At 65.5% G+C, this 14,471-nt stretch carries 12 protein-coding genes; all 12 read left to right on the forward strand.

The window, feature by feature from the left end; genetic code table 11:
• Positions 1 to 190 precede the first annotated feature (190 nt).
• The 12 genes from pdhA (at position 191) to ACVILH_RS23235 (ending at position 14,229) form a co-directional block, all read left to right on the forward strand.
• Positions 191 to 1,213, forward strand: a complete 1,023-nt coding sequence (gene pdhA / locus ACVILH_RS23180; protein WP_456714951.1) for a pyruvate dehydrogenase (acetyl-transferring) E1 component subunit alpha — start codon at positions 191 to 193, stop codon at positions 1,211 to 1,213.
• Between the two features lie 33 nt (positions 1,214 to 1,246).
• A complete protein-coding gene (locus ACVILH_RS23185; RefSeq protein WP_456714952.1) occupies positions 1,247 to 2,644 on the forward strand; it encodes a pyruvate dehydrogenase complex E1 component subunit beta in 1,398 nt (465 codons plus the stop codon).
• Positions 2,645 to 2,657: 13 nt separating this feature from the next.
• On the forward strand, positions 2,658 to 2,963 hold the full coding sequence (locus ACVILH_RS23190; protein WP_008963957.1) for a DUF5076 domain-containing protein: 306 nt from the start codon (positions 2,658 to 2,660) through the stop codon (positions 2,961 to 2,963).
• A 2-nt stretch (positions 2,964 to 2,965) separates the two neighbouring features.
• A complete protein-coding gene (locus ACVILH_RS23195) occupies positions 2,966 to 4,324 on the forward strand; it encodes a pyruvate dehydrogenase complex dihydrolipoamide acetyltransferase (protein WP_456714953.1) in 1,359 nt (452 codons plus the stop codon).
• Between the two features lie 160 nt (positions 4,325 to 4,484).
• A complete protein-coding gene (lpdA, locus tag ACVILH_RS23200; protein ID WP_456714954.1) occupies positions 4,485 to 5,906 on the forward strand; it encodes a dihydrolipoyl dehydrogenase in 1,422 nt (473 codons plus the stop codon).
• A 128-nt stretch (positions 5,907 to 6,034) separates the two neighbouring features.
• Positions 6,035 to 7,276: a threonine synthase gene (locus tag ACVILH_RS23205; protein WP_456714955.1), complete on the forward strand. Its 1,242-nt coding sequence runs from the start codon at positions 6,035 to 6,037 to the stop codon at positions 7,274 to 7,276.
• A 74-nt stretch (positions 7,277 to 7,350) separates the two neighbouring features.
• Positions 7,351 to 8,322 carry a tripartite tricarboxylate transporter substrate binding protein BugD gene (locus ACVILH_RS23210; RefSeq protein WP_456714956.1) on the forward strand — a complete coding sequence of 324 codons (972 nt, stop codon included), beginning with the start codon at positions 7,351 to 7,353 and terminating at the stop codon, positions 8,320 to 8,322.
• Between the two features lie 233 nt (positions 8,323 to 8,555).
• A complete protein-coding gene (gene ilvD, locus ACVILH_RS23215; protein ID WP_456714957.1) occupies positions 8,556 to 10,280 on the forward strand; it encodes a dihydroxy-acid dehydratase in 1,725 nt (574 codons plus the stop codon).
• Positions 10,267 to 11,100, forward strand: a complete 834-nt coding sequence (locus ACVILH_RS23220) for a tetratricopeptide repeat protein (RefSeq protein ID WP_456714958.1) — start codon at positions 10,267 to 10,269, stop codon at positions 11,098 to 11,100. Before ilvD ends, ACVILH_RS23220 begins: the two co-directional genes overlap by 14 nt.
• A gap of 42 nt (positions 11,101 to 11,142) precedes the next feature.
• Positions 11,143 to 11,616, forward strand: a complete 474-nt coding sequence (locus ACVILH_RS23225) for a GNAT family N-acetyltransferase (protein ID WP_456714959.1) — start codon at positions 11,143 to 11,145, stop codon at positions 11,614 to 11,616.
• 201 nt (positions 11,617 to 11,817) lie between these two features.
• Positions 11,818 to 12,867, forward strand: coding sequence for a substrate-binding domain-containing protein (locus ACVILH_RS23230; RefSeq protein ID WP_456714960.1), 1,050 nt, complete (start codon positions 11,818 to 11,820; stop codon positions 12,865 to 12,867).
• A 123-nt stretch (positions 12,868 to 12,990) separates the two neighbouring features.
• Positions 12,991 to 14,229, forward strand: a complete 1,239-nt coding sequence (locus ACVILH_RS23235; RefSeq protein WP_172131936.1) for an urea ABC transporter substrate-binding protein — start codon at positions 12,991 to 12,993, stop codon at positions 14,227 to 14,229.
• Positions 14,230 to 14,471: the final 242 nt, after the last annotated feature.

The following is a 14,471-nucleotide window of genomic DNA, read 5'->3' on the forward strand; positions in this document are numbered from 1 at the left end:
CCCTACACCGGCTCCACCGAGGAATGGCTCGCTCGCCATCTTCGTTTCAAAAATCCCGCCATTCGATGTCTAAAATTTCGCGTGCGTTGCACTGCGGCAAGAGCAAAGTGAACCGCGGTTCACGCGGTCCTTTTACGTCTCCGGGACTTGAGCTAGAGAGGGCTACTTTTTCTCGCAATCCGGAATTGCCATGGCCGCACCGAAGAAAACCGCCGCAAAGGAACAAGGGCAGGACAGAGACAACGGCCCGCCGCCGGAATTCACCAGGGAGCAGGAGCTGGCTGCGTTGCGCGACATGCTGCTGATCCGCCGCTTTGAGGAGAAGGCGGGTCAACTTTATGGCATGGGTGCGATCGGCGGCTTCTGCCATCTCTATATCGGCCAGGAGGCCGTGGTGGTCGGCATGCAGATGGCGCTGAAGGACGGCGACCAGGTCATCACCGGCTATCGCGACCACGGCCACATGCTGGCCTGCGGCATGGAAGCCAAGGGCGTCATGGCCGAGCTCACGGGGCGCCGCGGCGGCTACTCCAAGGGCAAGGGCGGCTCCATGCACATGTTCAGCATGGAGAAGAACTTCTTCGGCGGCCACGGCATCGTCGGCGCGCAGGTCTCGCTCGGCACCGGTCTGGCGCTCGCCAACCGCTACCGCGGCAATGATTCGGTCAGCGTCGCCTATTTCGGCGACGGCGCGGCCAACCAAGGCCAGGTCTATGAGAGCTTCAACATGGCGGAGCTCTGGAAGCTGCCGGTGATCTACGTCATCGAGAACAACCGCTACGCCATGGGCACGGCGGTGTCGCGCGCTTCGGCGCAGACCGACTTCTCCAAGCGCGGCCTCTCCTTCAACATTCCGGGCGAGCAGGTCGACGGCATGGATGTCCGCGCCGTGAAGGCCGCGGCCGAGAAGGCGGTCGCCTGGTGCCGCGAGGGCAAGGGCCCGTACATTCTGGAAATGCAGACCTACCGCTATCGCGGCCACTCGATGTCCGACCCGGCGAAGTATCGCACGCGTGAGGAGGTCGAGAAGGTCCGTCACGACCAGGATCCGATCGAGCAGGTGCGCAACCGCCTGCTGGCGGCCAAGGTCAGCGAGCAGGACCTCAAGGCGATCGATGCCGACGTGCGCAAGATCGTCAACGAGGCCGCCGATTTCGCGCAGGCCGATCCCGAGCCGGATCCCGCCGAGCTCTACACCGACGTCTATCGCTAATCGCGCGCGCAAGCTGATTTCTCTGGAGCTGATATGCCTATTCAAGTTTTGATGCCTGCGCTGTCGCCCACGATGGAGAAGGGCAACCTCGCCAAATGGCTGAAAAAGGAAGGCGAGGCGATCAAGTCGGGTGACGTGATCGCCGAGATCGAGACCGACAAGGCGACGATGGAGGTCGAGGCCACCGACGAGGGCACGCTCGGCAAGATCCTCATTCCCGAAGGCACCGCCGACGTCGCGGTGAATACGCCGATCGCGACCATCCTCGCCGATGGCGAGACGGCTGCCGATCTCGGCAAGGCCTCGGCGCCCGCCGCCGAGATGAAGGCCGCGCAATCGGCGCCGCCGGCGGAGGCCGGCGTCTCCGTGCAGGCCTCGCCCGCGCCGACCGGCGTGGCCACGCCGCAGAGCGTCGCCGAGCCCGATCCGGAAGTCCCCGCCGGCACCGAGATGGTGACGCAGACCATCCGCGAGGCGCTGCGCGACGCGATGGCCGAGGAGATGCGCCGCGACGGCGACGTCTTCATCATGGGCGAAGAGGTCGCCGAATATCAGGGCGCCTACAAGGTGACCCAGGGCCTGCTGCAGGAGTTCGGCGCCCGCCGCGTGATGGACACGCCGATCACCGAGCACGGCTTTGCCGGCATCGGCGTCGGCGCGGCGATGGCCGGCCTGAAGCCGATCGTCGAGTTCATGACCTTCAACTTCGCCATGCAGGCGATCGACCAGATCATCAACTCCGCCGCCAAGACGCTGTACATGTCCGGCGGCCAGATGGGCTGCTCGATCGTGTTCCGCGGTCCGAACGGCGCTGCGGCCCGCGTCGCCGCGCAGCACAGCCAGGACTACTCGTCCTGGTATTCGCACATCCCGGGCCTCAAGGTCGTCGCGCCGTATTCCGCCGCCGATGCCAAGGGCCTGTTGAAGGCCGCGATCCGCGATCCGAACCCGGTGATCTTCCTCGAGAACGAGGTGCTCTACGGTCACTCCGGCGATGTGCCGAAGCTCGACGACTACATCATCCCGATCGGAAAGGCGCGCATCGCCCGCACCGGCAAGGACGTCACGATCATCTCCTGGTCGAACGGCATGACCTACGCGTTGAAGGCCGCCGATGAGCTCGCCAAGGAGGGCATCGAGGCCGAGGTGATCGACCTGCGCACCTTGCGTCCGATGGACACCGACACCATCATCGCCTCGGTCAAGAAGACCGGCCGCGCGGTCACGGTGGAGGAGGGCTGGGCGCAGAGCGGCGTCGGCGCCGAGATCGCCGCGCGCATCATGGAGCACGCCTTCGACTATCTCGATGCGCCTGTCACCCGCGTGTCGGGCAAGGACGTGCCGATGCCGTATGCCGCGAACCTCGAGAAGCTCGCGCTGCCGTCGGCGGCGGAGGTCGTGCAGGCCGCCAAGTCCGTCTGCTACCGCTAAAAGGAAATCCCAGATGGCCGGACCAAAGGAGCAGCCGCTGCCGCCCGACGTCGTCGGCCGCGAGGACGCCACCGAAGTGTTGCGCGCCTTCGTGCTCGACGGCGGGCTCTCGATCGCGTTTCAGCGCGCCTTCGAGGAGCCCGACGTGTGGGGGCTGCTCCTGGTCGACGTCGCCCGTCATGCTGCGCGCGCCTATGCGCGCGAGAGCGATTATTCCGAAGACGAGGCGCTGCAGCGCATCGTCGAGATGTTCGAAGCCGAGCTGGCTCGGCCGACTGATATGGGCACCACCAGCCCCAGGTCGAAACAAGGTCACTGATCATGCCGATCAACATTCTGATGCCCGCGCTGTCGCCGACGATGGAGAAGGGCAACCTCGCTCGTTGGCTCAAGAAGGAAGGCGACCAGGTCAAGTCGGGCGAGGTCATCGCCGAGATCGAGACCGACAAGGCCACGATGGAAGTCGAGGCGGTCGACGAAGGCACGCTCGCCAAGATCCTGGTGCCCGAGGGCACGCAGGACGTGCCGGTCAACGACGTGATCGCGGTGCTTGCCGGTGAGGGCGAGGACGTCAAGGCGGCCGGCAGCGCGCCGGCGGCGGCTGCGCCGAAGGCTGAGGCCAAGCCAACTGCGTCGGCAGCGCCTGCTCCCGCGCCGACGCCTGCTGCCGCGCCCGCGGCAAAGCCGGCGGCGGCTCCCGCTCCGGCCGCAGCTCCTGCAGCGGCACCCCAGGTCAACGGCCACGCCCGCATCTTCTCGTCACCGCTGGCGCGGCGCCTTGCCAAGGATGCCGGCATCGATCTCGGCCGCATCACGGGCACCGGCCCGCACGGCCGCGTCGTCGCGCGCGACGTCGAGGAGGCCAAGTCCGGCAAGGGCCTGAAGGCTGCGCCGTCGGCTGCTCCCGCTGCCGCAGGCGCGCCGGCCGTGGCGCCGTCGATGTCCGACAAGCAGATCCTGGCGCTGTTCGAGCCGGGCTCTTACGAGGTCATCCCGCATGACGGCATGCGCCGCACGATCGCGCAGCGCCTCACGGCGGCGACGCAGACGGTCCCGCATTTCTACCTGACGATCGACTGCGACATCGGCAAGCTGCTCGCCGCGCGCGAGGAGATCAATGCGGCCGCTCCGAAGGACAAGGAGAAGAAGCCGCTCTACAAGCTCTCGGTGAACGACTTTGTCATCAAGGCGATGGCGGTGGCGCTGCAGAAGATCCCGAACTGCAACGTCAGCTGGACCGAAGGCGGCATGGTCAAGCACAAGCATTCCGACGTCGGCGTTGCCGTCGCGATGCCGGGCGGCCTGATCACGCCGATCATCCGCAAGGCCGAGACCAAGACGCTGTCGGCGATCTCGAACGAGATGAAGGACTTTGCCGCACGCGCCCGCTCGCGCAAGCTGAAGCCGGAGGAATATCAGGGCGGCACCACCGCGGTGTCCAACCTCGGCATGTACGGCATCACGCACTTCACCGCCGTGATCAACCCGCCGCATGCGACGATCCTCGCGGTCGGCACCTCGGAGGAGCGGCCGGTCGTGCGCAACGGCAAGATCGAGATCGCCAGCATGATGAGCGTGACCCTGTCGTGCGACCACCGCGCCATCGACGGCGCGCTCGGCGCCGAGCTGATCGGCGCCTTCAAGCAGCTGATCGAGAACCCCGTGATGATGATGGTGTGAGCCGAAGGGCTCATGCCCGTCATCCCAATCGAACACTTGTAGGGTGGGCAAAGCGCAGCGTGCCCACCGACCACATCGCAAGCTCGTGAGACGGTGGGCACGGCGCTCCGCGCCTTTGCCCACCCTACGAGATGACAACTAAGTTGAGATCGGAGCCGTCATGGCCGACACATCCTTCGACGTCATCATCATCGGCTCCGGCCCGGGCGGCTACGTCACCGCGATCCGCGCCGCGCAGCTCGGCTTCAAGACCGCGATCATCGAGAAGACGCATCTCGGCGGCATCTGCCTGAACTGGGGCTGCATCCCGACCAAGGCGCTGTTACGCTCGGCCGAGATCTATCACTACATGCAGCATGCTGGGGATTACGGCCTGTCGGCGGAGAAGATCTCCTACGATCCGAAGGCGGTGGTGCAGCGCTCGCGCGGCGTCTCCAAGCGGTTGGCCGACGGCGTCGGCTTCCTGATGAAGAAGAACAAGGTTCAGGTGATCTGGGGCCGCGCCAATATCGACGCGCCCGGCAAGATCTCCGTGACCAAGGCCGACGTCGAAGCGCCGAAGGGCGCGCTGGGCGAGGGCACCTACCAGGCCAAGCACATCATCATCGCCACCGGCGCCCGGCCGCGCGTGCTGCCGGGGCTGGAGCCGGACAAGAAGCTGGTCTGGACCTATTTCGAGGCGATGGTGCCGGACAAGATGCCGAAGTCGCTGCTCGTCGTCGGCTCCGGCGCGATCGGCATCGAGTTCGCGTCGTTCTTCCGCACCATGGGCTCCGAGGTGACGGTGGTCGAGGTGCTGCCGCAGATCCTGCCCGTGGAGGACGCCGAGATCGCCGGCATCGCCCGCAAGCAGCTGGAGAAGCAGGGCATCAAGATCATGACCGGCGCCAAGGTCACCAAGCTCGACAAGAAGAGCGACAGCGTGGTGGCGACGATCGACGACGGCAAGGGCAAGATCGAGACGACCGAGTTCGACCGCGTGATCTCGGCGGTCGGCGTCGTCGGCAACATCGAAAATCTCGGGCTCGAGAAGCTCGGCGTGAAGACCGACCGCGGCTGCATCGTGATCGACGGCTACGGCAAGACCAACGTGCCCGGCCTCTATGCGATCGGCGACGTCGCCGGCCCGCCGATGCTCGCGCACAAGGCTGAGCATGAGGGCGTGGTCTGTATCGAGGCGATCAAGGGCCTGCACCCGCATCCGATGGACAAGAGCCTGATCCCGGGCTGCACCTACTGCCATCCGCAGGTCGCCTCCGTCGGCCTCACCGAGGCCAAGGCGAAGGAGCAGGGCCGCGACATCCGCGTCGGCCGTTTCCCCTTCGTCGGCAACGGCAAGGCGATCGCGCTCGGCGAGGACCAGGGCTTGGTAAAGGTGATCTTCGACAAGAAGACCGGTCAGCTGATCGGCGCCCACATGGTCGGCGCCGAGGTGACCGAGCTGATCCAGGGCTATGTCGTCGCGATGAACTTGGAGACCACCGAGGAAGAGCTGATGCACACCATCTTCCCGCATCCGACCCTGTCGGAGATGATGAAGGAAGCGGTGCTCGACGCCTATGGGCGTGTGTTGAACATGTAGTTGCTCCGCCGTCATTGCGAGCGAAGCGAATCAATCCAGGGCCGCGCAAGGACTCTGGATTGCTTCGTCGCTTCGCTCCTCGCAATGACGCCCACCGAATTGCGTTCGCTGCAGGAAAGAAAAATACAATGAAATCCAGCGACAATCTCACCACCGAGCGCCCGACCTTCGTCACGCATCTCGAATGCGCGATGGTCGGTGATCATTATCCGGCGGACCAGGTACACAACCTCTCCAAGGCCGGCAAGCCGCTCTTGGTGCGCTACGATCTCGCAGGCGTAAAGCAGGCGCTGACCAAGGACGCGCTGGCGCAGCGCCCGGCCGACATGTGGCGCTATCGCGAGCTGCTGCCGGTGCGCAAATGCCAGGACATCGTCAGCCTCGGCGAGGTCATGACGCCGCTGATCACACTACCGAAGCTGTCGAAGAAGCTCGGCGGCGGCGAGATCATCGTCAAGGACGAGGGCCGGCTGCCGACCGGCTCGTTCAAGGCGCGTGGCCTCGTGATGGCGGTGTCGATGGGCAAGGCGCTCGGCATCACCCACATGGCGATGCCGACCAACGGCAATGCCGGCGCGGCGCTCGCCGCCTACGCGACGTCCTGCGGCATCAAGACCACGATCTTCTGTCCGGCGGATACGCCGGAGGTGAACGTCAGCGAGATCGAGCTGCAGGGCGCGACCGTCTACCGCGTCAACGGGCTGATCGATGATTGCGGCAAGATCGTCGGCGAGGGCAAGGCCAAGGTCGGCTGGTTCGACACATCGACCCTGAAGGAGCCGTACCGGATCGAGGGCAAGAAGACGATGGGCCTGGAGCTGGCCGAGCAGCTCGGCTGGGACGTGCCCGACGTGATCTTCTATCCGACCGGCGGCGGCACCGGCCTGATCGGCATGTGGAAGGCGTTCGACGAGCTGGAGAAGATCGGCTTCATCGGCGCCAAGCGCCCGCGCATGGTGGCGGTGCAGGCGTCCGGCTGCGCGCCGATGGTCCGGGCGTATGAGCAGGGCGTCGAGCATGCGACGCGCTGGGAGGATGCGCATACGATCGCCTCGGGCATTCGCGTGCCGCAGGCCGTGGGGGATTTTCTCATCCTGCGCGCCGTCCGCGAGAGCAAGGGTTTCGCGATCGCGGTCGATGACGAGGCAATTTCTTCTGCGCTTACCGAGGTCGCGCGCGAGGAGGGCTTCCTGCTGTGTCCCGAGGGTGCCGCGACCTACGCCGCCTACAAGCAGAGCCTCGCTGACGGCCGCGTCACCAAGACCGACCGCGTGATGTTGTTCAACTGCGCGACGGGACTCAAATATCCGTTGCCGAAGGTTGAGCGCACGCTCGATCGCCATCAGCCGATCGACTACACTCAGTTCTGATCGGACGGTCGGCATCGCGGCCTGGCGCCTGATCGTCTGAGAAAGAAGGATCGGGCCGCCCTGGGAGGATCGCGATGCGACGCCTGTTCGGCGCTGTGGTAATGGCGCTTGCCTTGCTTGGTAGCCCCGCTGAGGCGGAGACCTATCCCTCGCGCGCCATCACCGTCATCGTGCCATTCGCGGCCGGCGGACCGTCGGACGCGATGATGCGCATCCTCGCCGAGCACATGAAGCAGACGCTCGGACAGCCGGTGCTGGTGGAGAACGTGACCGGCGCCGGCGGCTCGATCGCGGTCGGGCGCGCGGTGCGTGCGAGGCCCGACGGTTACACCATCAGCTTCGGCCATCTCGGCACGCACGTCGCCAACGGGGCAGTGTATCGGCTCGGCTACGATCTCGTCGCCGATCTCGAGCCGGTCGTGCTGCTGCCGAGCAATCCGATGATCATCGTCAGCAAGAGCAATGTGCCGGCGAAATCATTGTCCGAATTGCTCGCCTGGCTGAAGGCGCAGCCGAATCCGGCATCCGCGGGCACAGCCGGCAACGGCTCGGGCAGTCACATCGCCGGGCTCTATTTCGAGCAGGTCACCGGCATTAAGCTGCAATACGTGCCCTATCGCGGCACGGGGCCGGCGATGAACGACCTCGTCGGCGGGCAGATCGATCTGATCGTCGACCAGACGTCGAACGCGATCAACCAGGTGCGCGCCGGCACGATCCGCGCTTATGCCGTCACCGACGCCAAGCGTCTCGACAGCGCGCCGGAGATTCCGACAACCGATGAGGCCGGCCTTGCAGGCTTCCACATGACGCTGTGGTCTGGCCTCTGGCTACCGAAGGGCACGCCGAAGGAGATCGTCGACACGCTCAATGCAGCGGCGGTCGACGCGCTCGAGGACCCGGATGTGCAGAATCAGATGAAAAACCTGGGGTTGCAGATGACTCCCCGGGATCAGCGGACGCCTGCGGCGCTTGGAACCGTGCAACGGGCTGAGATCGCCAAATGGTGGCCGATGATCCGGGCCGCTGGGATTGTGCCGGAGTAGCAAGGCGGTATCCCAGGCTGCTGAATGGTGGCGCATCGGCCACGAATGTTGCGACGTCGCCACAGTTTACGAAGTTTTGGTAACAATCTCCGGCGCTCCGCAAACGCGCCGCTTTTTGGCCACACCTGATCGTGAAATACTTTGATCAGAATAGTACCTGTGCGTGTGAGGTAGCCGAAAATCCACTTCTGGGATTTTAGCGTTCTCCACAGCGCCGGGAGGCCAGAACAGCGATGGACGCGAAGACCGACATCAAGCGCAGGCTGCCCAGCCGTCACGTGACGGAGGGGCCCGAGCGTGCGCCGCATCGGTCGTATCTCTACGCAATGGGCCTGACCACGGCCCAGATCCACCAGCCCTTCGTCGGCGTCGCCTCGTGCTGGAACGAGGCCGCGCCCTGCAACATCGCGCTGATGCGGCAGGCCCAGGCCGTCAAGAAGGGCGTCGCGCATGCCGGCGGCACGCCGCGCGAGTTCTGCACGATCACCGTCACCGACGGCATCGCCATGGGCCATGACGGCATGCGCTCCTCGCTGCCGTCGCGCGAGGCCATCGCCGACACGGTCGAGCTGACGATTCGCGGCCATTCCTACGATGCGCTGGTGGGCCTTGCCGGCTGCGACAAATCGCTGCCGGGCATGATGATGGCGATGGTGCGGCTCAACGTGCCCTCGATCTTCATCTATGGCGGCTCGATCCTGCCGGGCAATTTCCGCGGCCAGCAGGTCACCGTACAGGACATGTTCGAGGCCGTCGGCAAGCACTCGGTTGGCGCGATGTCGGATGAGGACCTGGACGAGCTCGAGCGCGTCGCCTGTCCGTCGGCGGGCGCTTGTGGTGCCCAGTTCACCGCCAACACGATGGCGACGGTCTCCGAGGCCATCGGGCTGGCGCTGCCGTACTCGGCCGGCGCTCCTGCGCCTTATGAGATCCGCGACTCGTTCTGCATGACCGCCGGCGAGAAGGTCATGGAGCTGATCGCAGCCAACATCCGGCCGCGCGACATCGTGACGCGAGCCGCGCTTGAGAATGCCGCGGCGGTTGTGGCGGCCTCCGGTGGCTCGACCAATGCTGCCTTGCACCTGCCTGCGATCGCCCATGAGGCCGGCATCAAGTTCGACTTATTCGACGTCGCCGAAATCTTCAAAAAGACACCTTATATCGCGGATTTGAAGCCGGGTGGCCGCTATGTCGCCAAAGACATGTTTGAAGCTGGCGGCATTCCGCTCTTGATGAAGACGTTGCTCGACCATGGCTATTTGAACGGCGACTGCCTCACAGTCACCGGCCGGACGATCGCCGAAAACCTCAAAGGCGTGAAGTGGAATCCGCACCAGGACGTGGTGAGGCCGGCTGACCAGCCGATCACTGCAACCGGAGGTGTCGTCGGTCTGAAAGGCAATCTCGCGCCAGAGGGCGCGATCGTGAAAGTCGCGGGCATGTCGAACTTGAAATTCACTGGGCCGGCCCGCTGCTTTGATCGGGAAGAGGATGCCTTTGAGGCCGTGCAAAAGCGGACCTATCGCGAGGGCGAGGTGATCGTCATTCGCTATGAGGGTCCGCGCGGCGGCCCGGGCATGCGGGAAATGCTGCAGACCACGGCGGCGCTGACCGGGCAGGGCATGGGCGGCAAGATCGCGCTGATCACCGATGGCCGGTTCTCGGGCGCGACCCGCGGCTTTTGCATCGGCCATATCGGACCGGAGGCGGCCATCGGCGGGCCGATCGCCCTGGTCGAGGATGGCGACATCATCGAGATCGACGCCGAGGCAGGTATCCTTAACGTCAAGTTGAGCGATGCTGAGCTCGCGTCACGGAGAACCAAGTGGACGCCGCGTGAGACGCATCACACGTCGGGCGCACTTTGGAAATATGCCCAGCAGGTCGGGCCGGCCGTGGCGGGTGCCGTCACCCACCCAGGTGGTGCGCAAGAGAAGTATTGCTATGCGGACATCTGATCGGATCATTTTTGCATTGCTGCTGGGGGTTGCCCCGCTCGCGTTGCCGTCGCCGTCGTTCGCGTTCGATGGCGCGCCGGTCAACCAGGAGCCGGCCATCCCCGTGGCCGGGCCGCAGGCGGGCGCCGGTGCGCTGCGCAAGGCCGTGCCCGCGACCACCGCGACCACCAACCCCACGCAGTCCCTGACCGCGCTGCAATATGCGGCGGAGGAAGGCCACCCCGTTGCGCAGTTCAAGCTCGGCCGGATGTATGCCGCCGGCGACGGCGTGGCGCGCGACGACATGCGCGCCTTCGACTATTTCAGCCGCATCGCCAATGCGCATGCGGAGGATAGCCCGTCTGCGCCGCAGGCGCAGATCGTCGCCAACGCCTTCGTCGCGCTCGGCCGCTACTACCTCTCGGGCATCCCGAACACGAAGGTGAAGCCGGATCCGGACCGCGCGCGCGAGATGTTCTCCTATGCCGCGTCCTATTTCGGCAATGCCGACGCCCAATACGATCTGGCGCGGATGTACCTGAAGACGGCGGACGCCTCGCGCGACGATTTCCGCTATGGTGCGCGCTGGCTCGGCCTCGCCGCGCAGAAGGGCCAGCATCAGGCCCAGGCCTTGCTTGGCCAGATGCTGTTCAACGGCGACCGTCTGCCGCGGCAGGCGGCGCGCGGCCTGATGTGGCTCACTCTGGCGCGTGACAGCGCCGGTCCGGACGAGGCCTGGATCAAGGAGAGCTACAACCGCGCCTTTGCCAAGGCCTCGGACGACGACCGCGCCACGGCGCTGCAGATGCTCGAGAGCTGGGTGCAGGGCAAGCGCGAGTAGCAGGGGGCAGCATCGCGCTCCCTCTGCGAGAGGGAGATTGCGATGATCATCCGCGATGCGACTGCTGACGACGCCGCGGCCGCCTGCGCCGTGGTGCGCGCCTCCATCATCGAATTGTGCGAGGCGGATCACCGCGGCAATCCGGACATCCTCGGCCGCTGGCTTGCCAACAAGACGCCGGAGATCGTTGCAGGCTGGGCCGACGGGCAGGGAAGGTCGCTGCTGGTCGCGGTCGAGGAGGGCGTGATTCTCGCCGTCGGCGGCCTCGCTCATCCCAACGAGATCACCGTGAACTACGTCTCACCGCAGGCGCGCTTCCGCGGGGTGAGCTCGGCCATGGTGGCCGTGCTGGAGCAGCGGGCCGCGGCCCTCGGCGCCCGTGAGATCGAGCTGTTGAGCACCGAGACGGCGCACCGATTCTATCTCGCCCGCGGCTATGTCGATGTCGGCACGCCCGCCGGCAAGTTCGGCACCGCCGCGTCCTATCCGATGCGCAAGACCCTGCTCGCGCGTTGAGTCGCGGATCCCGCGGACCGCTCTCCGCGCCGCCGCCGCGGCTGCCTAATGATTGAGCGAGCGTGAGCTGATGTTTTGATCAGCATCGGGCGCGCTGCTCGAAATTGGCGACATCTCGTCCGCAAACGACGGCCCTAAGCCCGAATCGCGCTTGGCACGATTCGTGAGTGCGAATGCCCTGCAGCAGCAGAGGCGGCCCATTTGCGCAGCGTTCGGATCGGCCTGATCATTCCCCAGAGCGGCTCGGCAGGGTTGTGGGCACCCTCCGCCGAAGCCTGCGGTCGGCTGGCCGTGACCGAGCTTAACCAGGCTGCGGGAATCCGCCGCAAGCCGGTGGAGCTGGTCGTCATCGACGGCGGCGCCACCGGCGCCAGCGCCGGACAGGCGGCCGCGGAGGCGGTCGATGAGCTCGCGGTCGACGGGCTCATCGGCATGTTGCCGAGCTATGCGCGCGATCCGGTGGCACGCGCCGCCCGCGGCCGCGTGCCGTTCCTCTACACGCCGCAATTCGAGGGCCTGTCGCCGGACAGCGATGTCATGACCACGGGCGAGACGGCCGACGAGTTGCTGGCGCCTGCGATCCAGTGGCTGTCGGAGTGCAAGCGCGCCCGCCGATTCTTCCTGTGCGGCAACGACTACATCTGGCCGCGCTCCTCGCTCGCCATCGCCAGGCGGCTGATCGCGCGCTTCGGCGGCACGGTGACCGGCGAGCACTACGTTCCGGTCGGCGCCCACGATCTCGACGAGATGATCGAGCGCATCAAGGCGACACGCAGCGACGTGGTGCTGCCGGTGTTCCTCGGCTTCGACTGCATCGCCTTCAACCGCGCGTTCTGCGAAGCCGGTCTCAGCCGCCACGTGCTGCGCTTCTCTTCGGCCTTCGACGAGACCATCATCTACGGCCTCGACAGCAGCGAGACCGAGAACGTCTTCGTCGCCTCGAGCTATTTCGCCTCGCTGCGCTCGCACAACAACGGTGCGTTCCTCGAGCGTTACTACACCGCCTATGGCGATAATCCGCCGCCGCCGAACGGCTATGGCGAGTCCTGCTACGAGGGCATCCACGCGCTGGCCGCGCTGATCGAGCGCGCTGAAAGCTTCGACACGCGCGATATCCGGCGCGTCTTCGGCCGCACGCTGCAGGGCCGCACCGCACGCGGCAATGATGCGCAGCCGGTGGTTGGTGGCCGCCATCCGATCCATCTCGCCGAACTCGACGGCTACGATTTTGCCGTCGTCGCCTCACGGTAGCGATCGCGCCCACGCGTAAGGCCACGGCAGGGGGCGGCAAAAAATAACTTGCCATTTCAAATATTGTAATTTTAAACTTTGACCAACTCGTGAACCCGCATCACCAACCCATGGGGACCCCTGATGACTCTTTCCCGCCGTCGTTTCCTGCAACGCTCGGCCATCGCGACCTCGACCCTGATCGCGGCACCCGCGGTGTTCCGCTCGGGTGCGCTCGCGGCCGAGAACCCGATCACCGTCGGCAGCCTGCACGACCAGTCCGGTCCGATCGGCACCTCCGGCACGCCGATGGTCTATGCGCTGCAGCTCGCCGTTGAGGAGATCAACGCGGCCGGCGGCCTGCTCGGGCGGCCGCTGAAGGTGATGCACTACGACACCCAGTCCAACATCCAGCTGTACTCGCAATATGCCCAGCAGCTGGCGGTGAAGGACAAGGTCGACGTCGTGCATGGCGGCATCACCTCGGCCTCGCGCGAGGCGATCCGCCCGACCTTCGACCGCTTCAAGGTGCTGTACTTCTACAACACGCTGTATGAAGGCGGCGTCTGCGACCGCAACACCTTCTGCACCGGCACCACGCCGGCGCAGACGGTCGAGAAGCTGGTGCCGAGCGCGATGAAGAAGGCGGGCAAGAAGGCCTACATCATCGCCGCCGACTACAATTACGGTCAGATCACCGCGAAGTGGATGACCAAATACTGCAAGGACAATGGCGGCGAGATCCTCTCGACCGACTTCTTCCCGCTCGACGTCACCAATTTCGGCTCGACCATCTCGAAGATCCAGGCGGCCAAGCCCGACCTCATCCTGTCGGCGCTGGTCGGCGGCAACCATACCGCGTTCTACCGGCAGTGGACCGCTGCCGGCATGAAGGGCAAGATTCCGATCGCCTCGACCACCTTCGGCCTGGTCAACGAGCCGTCGACGCTCGATGCCGCCGAAAGCGACGCGATCATCGGCGCATACGGCTATTTCGAGGAGCTGACCACGCCGGCCTCGAAGAGCTTCGTCGAGAAGATCAAGAAGGCGCATCCGGACTCGCCCTATATCAGCGAGCTCGCCTCATGCACCTATGAGGGCGTCATGCTCTGGGCCGAGGGTGTCAAGAAGGCCGGCAGCATCGACCGCATGAAGGTCATCGAGGCGCTCGAAAGCGGCCTCGTGTTCGACGGTCCGAGCGGCAAGGTCTCGCTGGACAAGCCGACCCACCACACCGTCCGCAACGCGTTCCTCGCCGAGGTCAAGGATCGCAAATGGTCGGTGCTCGAGACCTACACCGACGCCAAGCCTGCGGACACCGCGAGCGTCTGCGACCTCGTCAAGAACCCGAACGACGTCAAGCAGTACATCATCAATCTCTGATGCACGGCAGTCCCCGGTTTGCAGGCCGGGGTAGACAGCGTGCCTGCCGCCGTCCTTCGAGACGCCCGCCTCCGGCGGGCTCCTCAGGACGAGGGCATGCTGCAAGGCGAGAGATGAGACCCTCATGGTGAGGAGCGCCGCGCGCGGCGCGTCTCGAACCATGAGGCCCCCATACGATGCTAAGTCATCTGCGGTGTCCAATGTTGTTATGGGCCTCGCAGCTACTTGAAGCCCGGAAAGAC

Source organism: Bradyrhizobium sp. USDA 4353 (genome assembly GCF_054063215.1).

Excerpts from the sequence above, each read along its gene's own strand:
- pdhA (WP_456714951.1), top strand. The coding sequence starts at position 191 with ATGGCCGCACCGAAGAAAACCGCCGCAAAGGAACAAGGGCAGGACAGA.
- ACVILH_RS23185 (WP_456714952.1), top strand. The coding sequence starts at position 1,247 with ATGCCTATTCAAGTTTTGATGCCTGCGCTGTCGCCCACGATGGAGAAG.
- ACVILH_RS23190 (WP_008963957.1), top strand. The coding sequence starts at position 2,658 with ATGGCCGGACCAAAGGAGCAGCCGCTGCCGCCCGACGTCGTCGGCCGC.
- ACVILH_RS23195 (WP_456714953.1), top strand. The coding sequence starts at position 2,966 with ATGCCGATCAACATTCTGATGCCCGCGCTGTCGCCGACGATGGAGAAG.
- lpdA (WP_456714954.1), top strand. The coding sequence starts at position 4,485 with ATGGCCGACACATCCTTCGACGTCATCATCATCGGCTCCGGCCCGGGC.
- ACVILH_RS23205 (WP_456714955.1), top strand. The coding sequence starts at position 6,035 with ATGAAATCCAGCGACAATCTCACCACCGAGCGCCCGACCTTCGTCACG.
- ACVILH_RS23210 (WP_456714956.1), top strand. The coding sequence starts at position 7,351 with ATGCGACGCCTGTTCGGCGCTGTGGTAATGGCGCTTGCCTTGCTTGGT.
- ilvD (WP_456714957.1), top strand. The coding sequence starts at position 8,556 with ATGGACGCGAAGACCGACATCAAGCGCAGGCTGCCCAGCCGTCACGTG.
- ACVILH_RS23220 (WP_456714958.1), top strand. The coding sequence starts at position 10,267 with ATGCGGACATCTGATCGGATCATTTTTGCATTGCTGCTGGGGGTTGCC.
- ACVILH_RS23225 (WP_456714959.1), top strand. The coding sequence starts at position 11,143 with ATGATCATCCGCGATGCGACTGCTGACGACGCCGCGGCCGCCTGCGCC.
- ACVILH_RS23235 (WP_172131936.1), top strand. The coding sequence starts at position 12,991 with ATGACTCTTTCCCGCCGTCGTTTCCTGCAACGCTCGGCCATCGCGACC.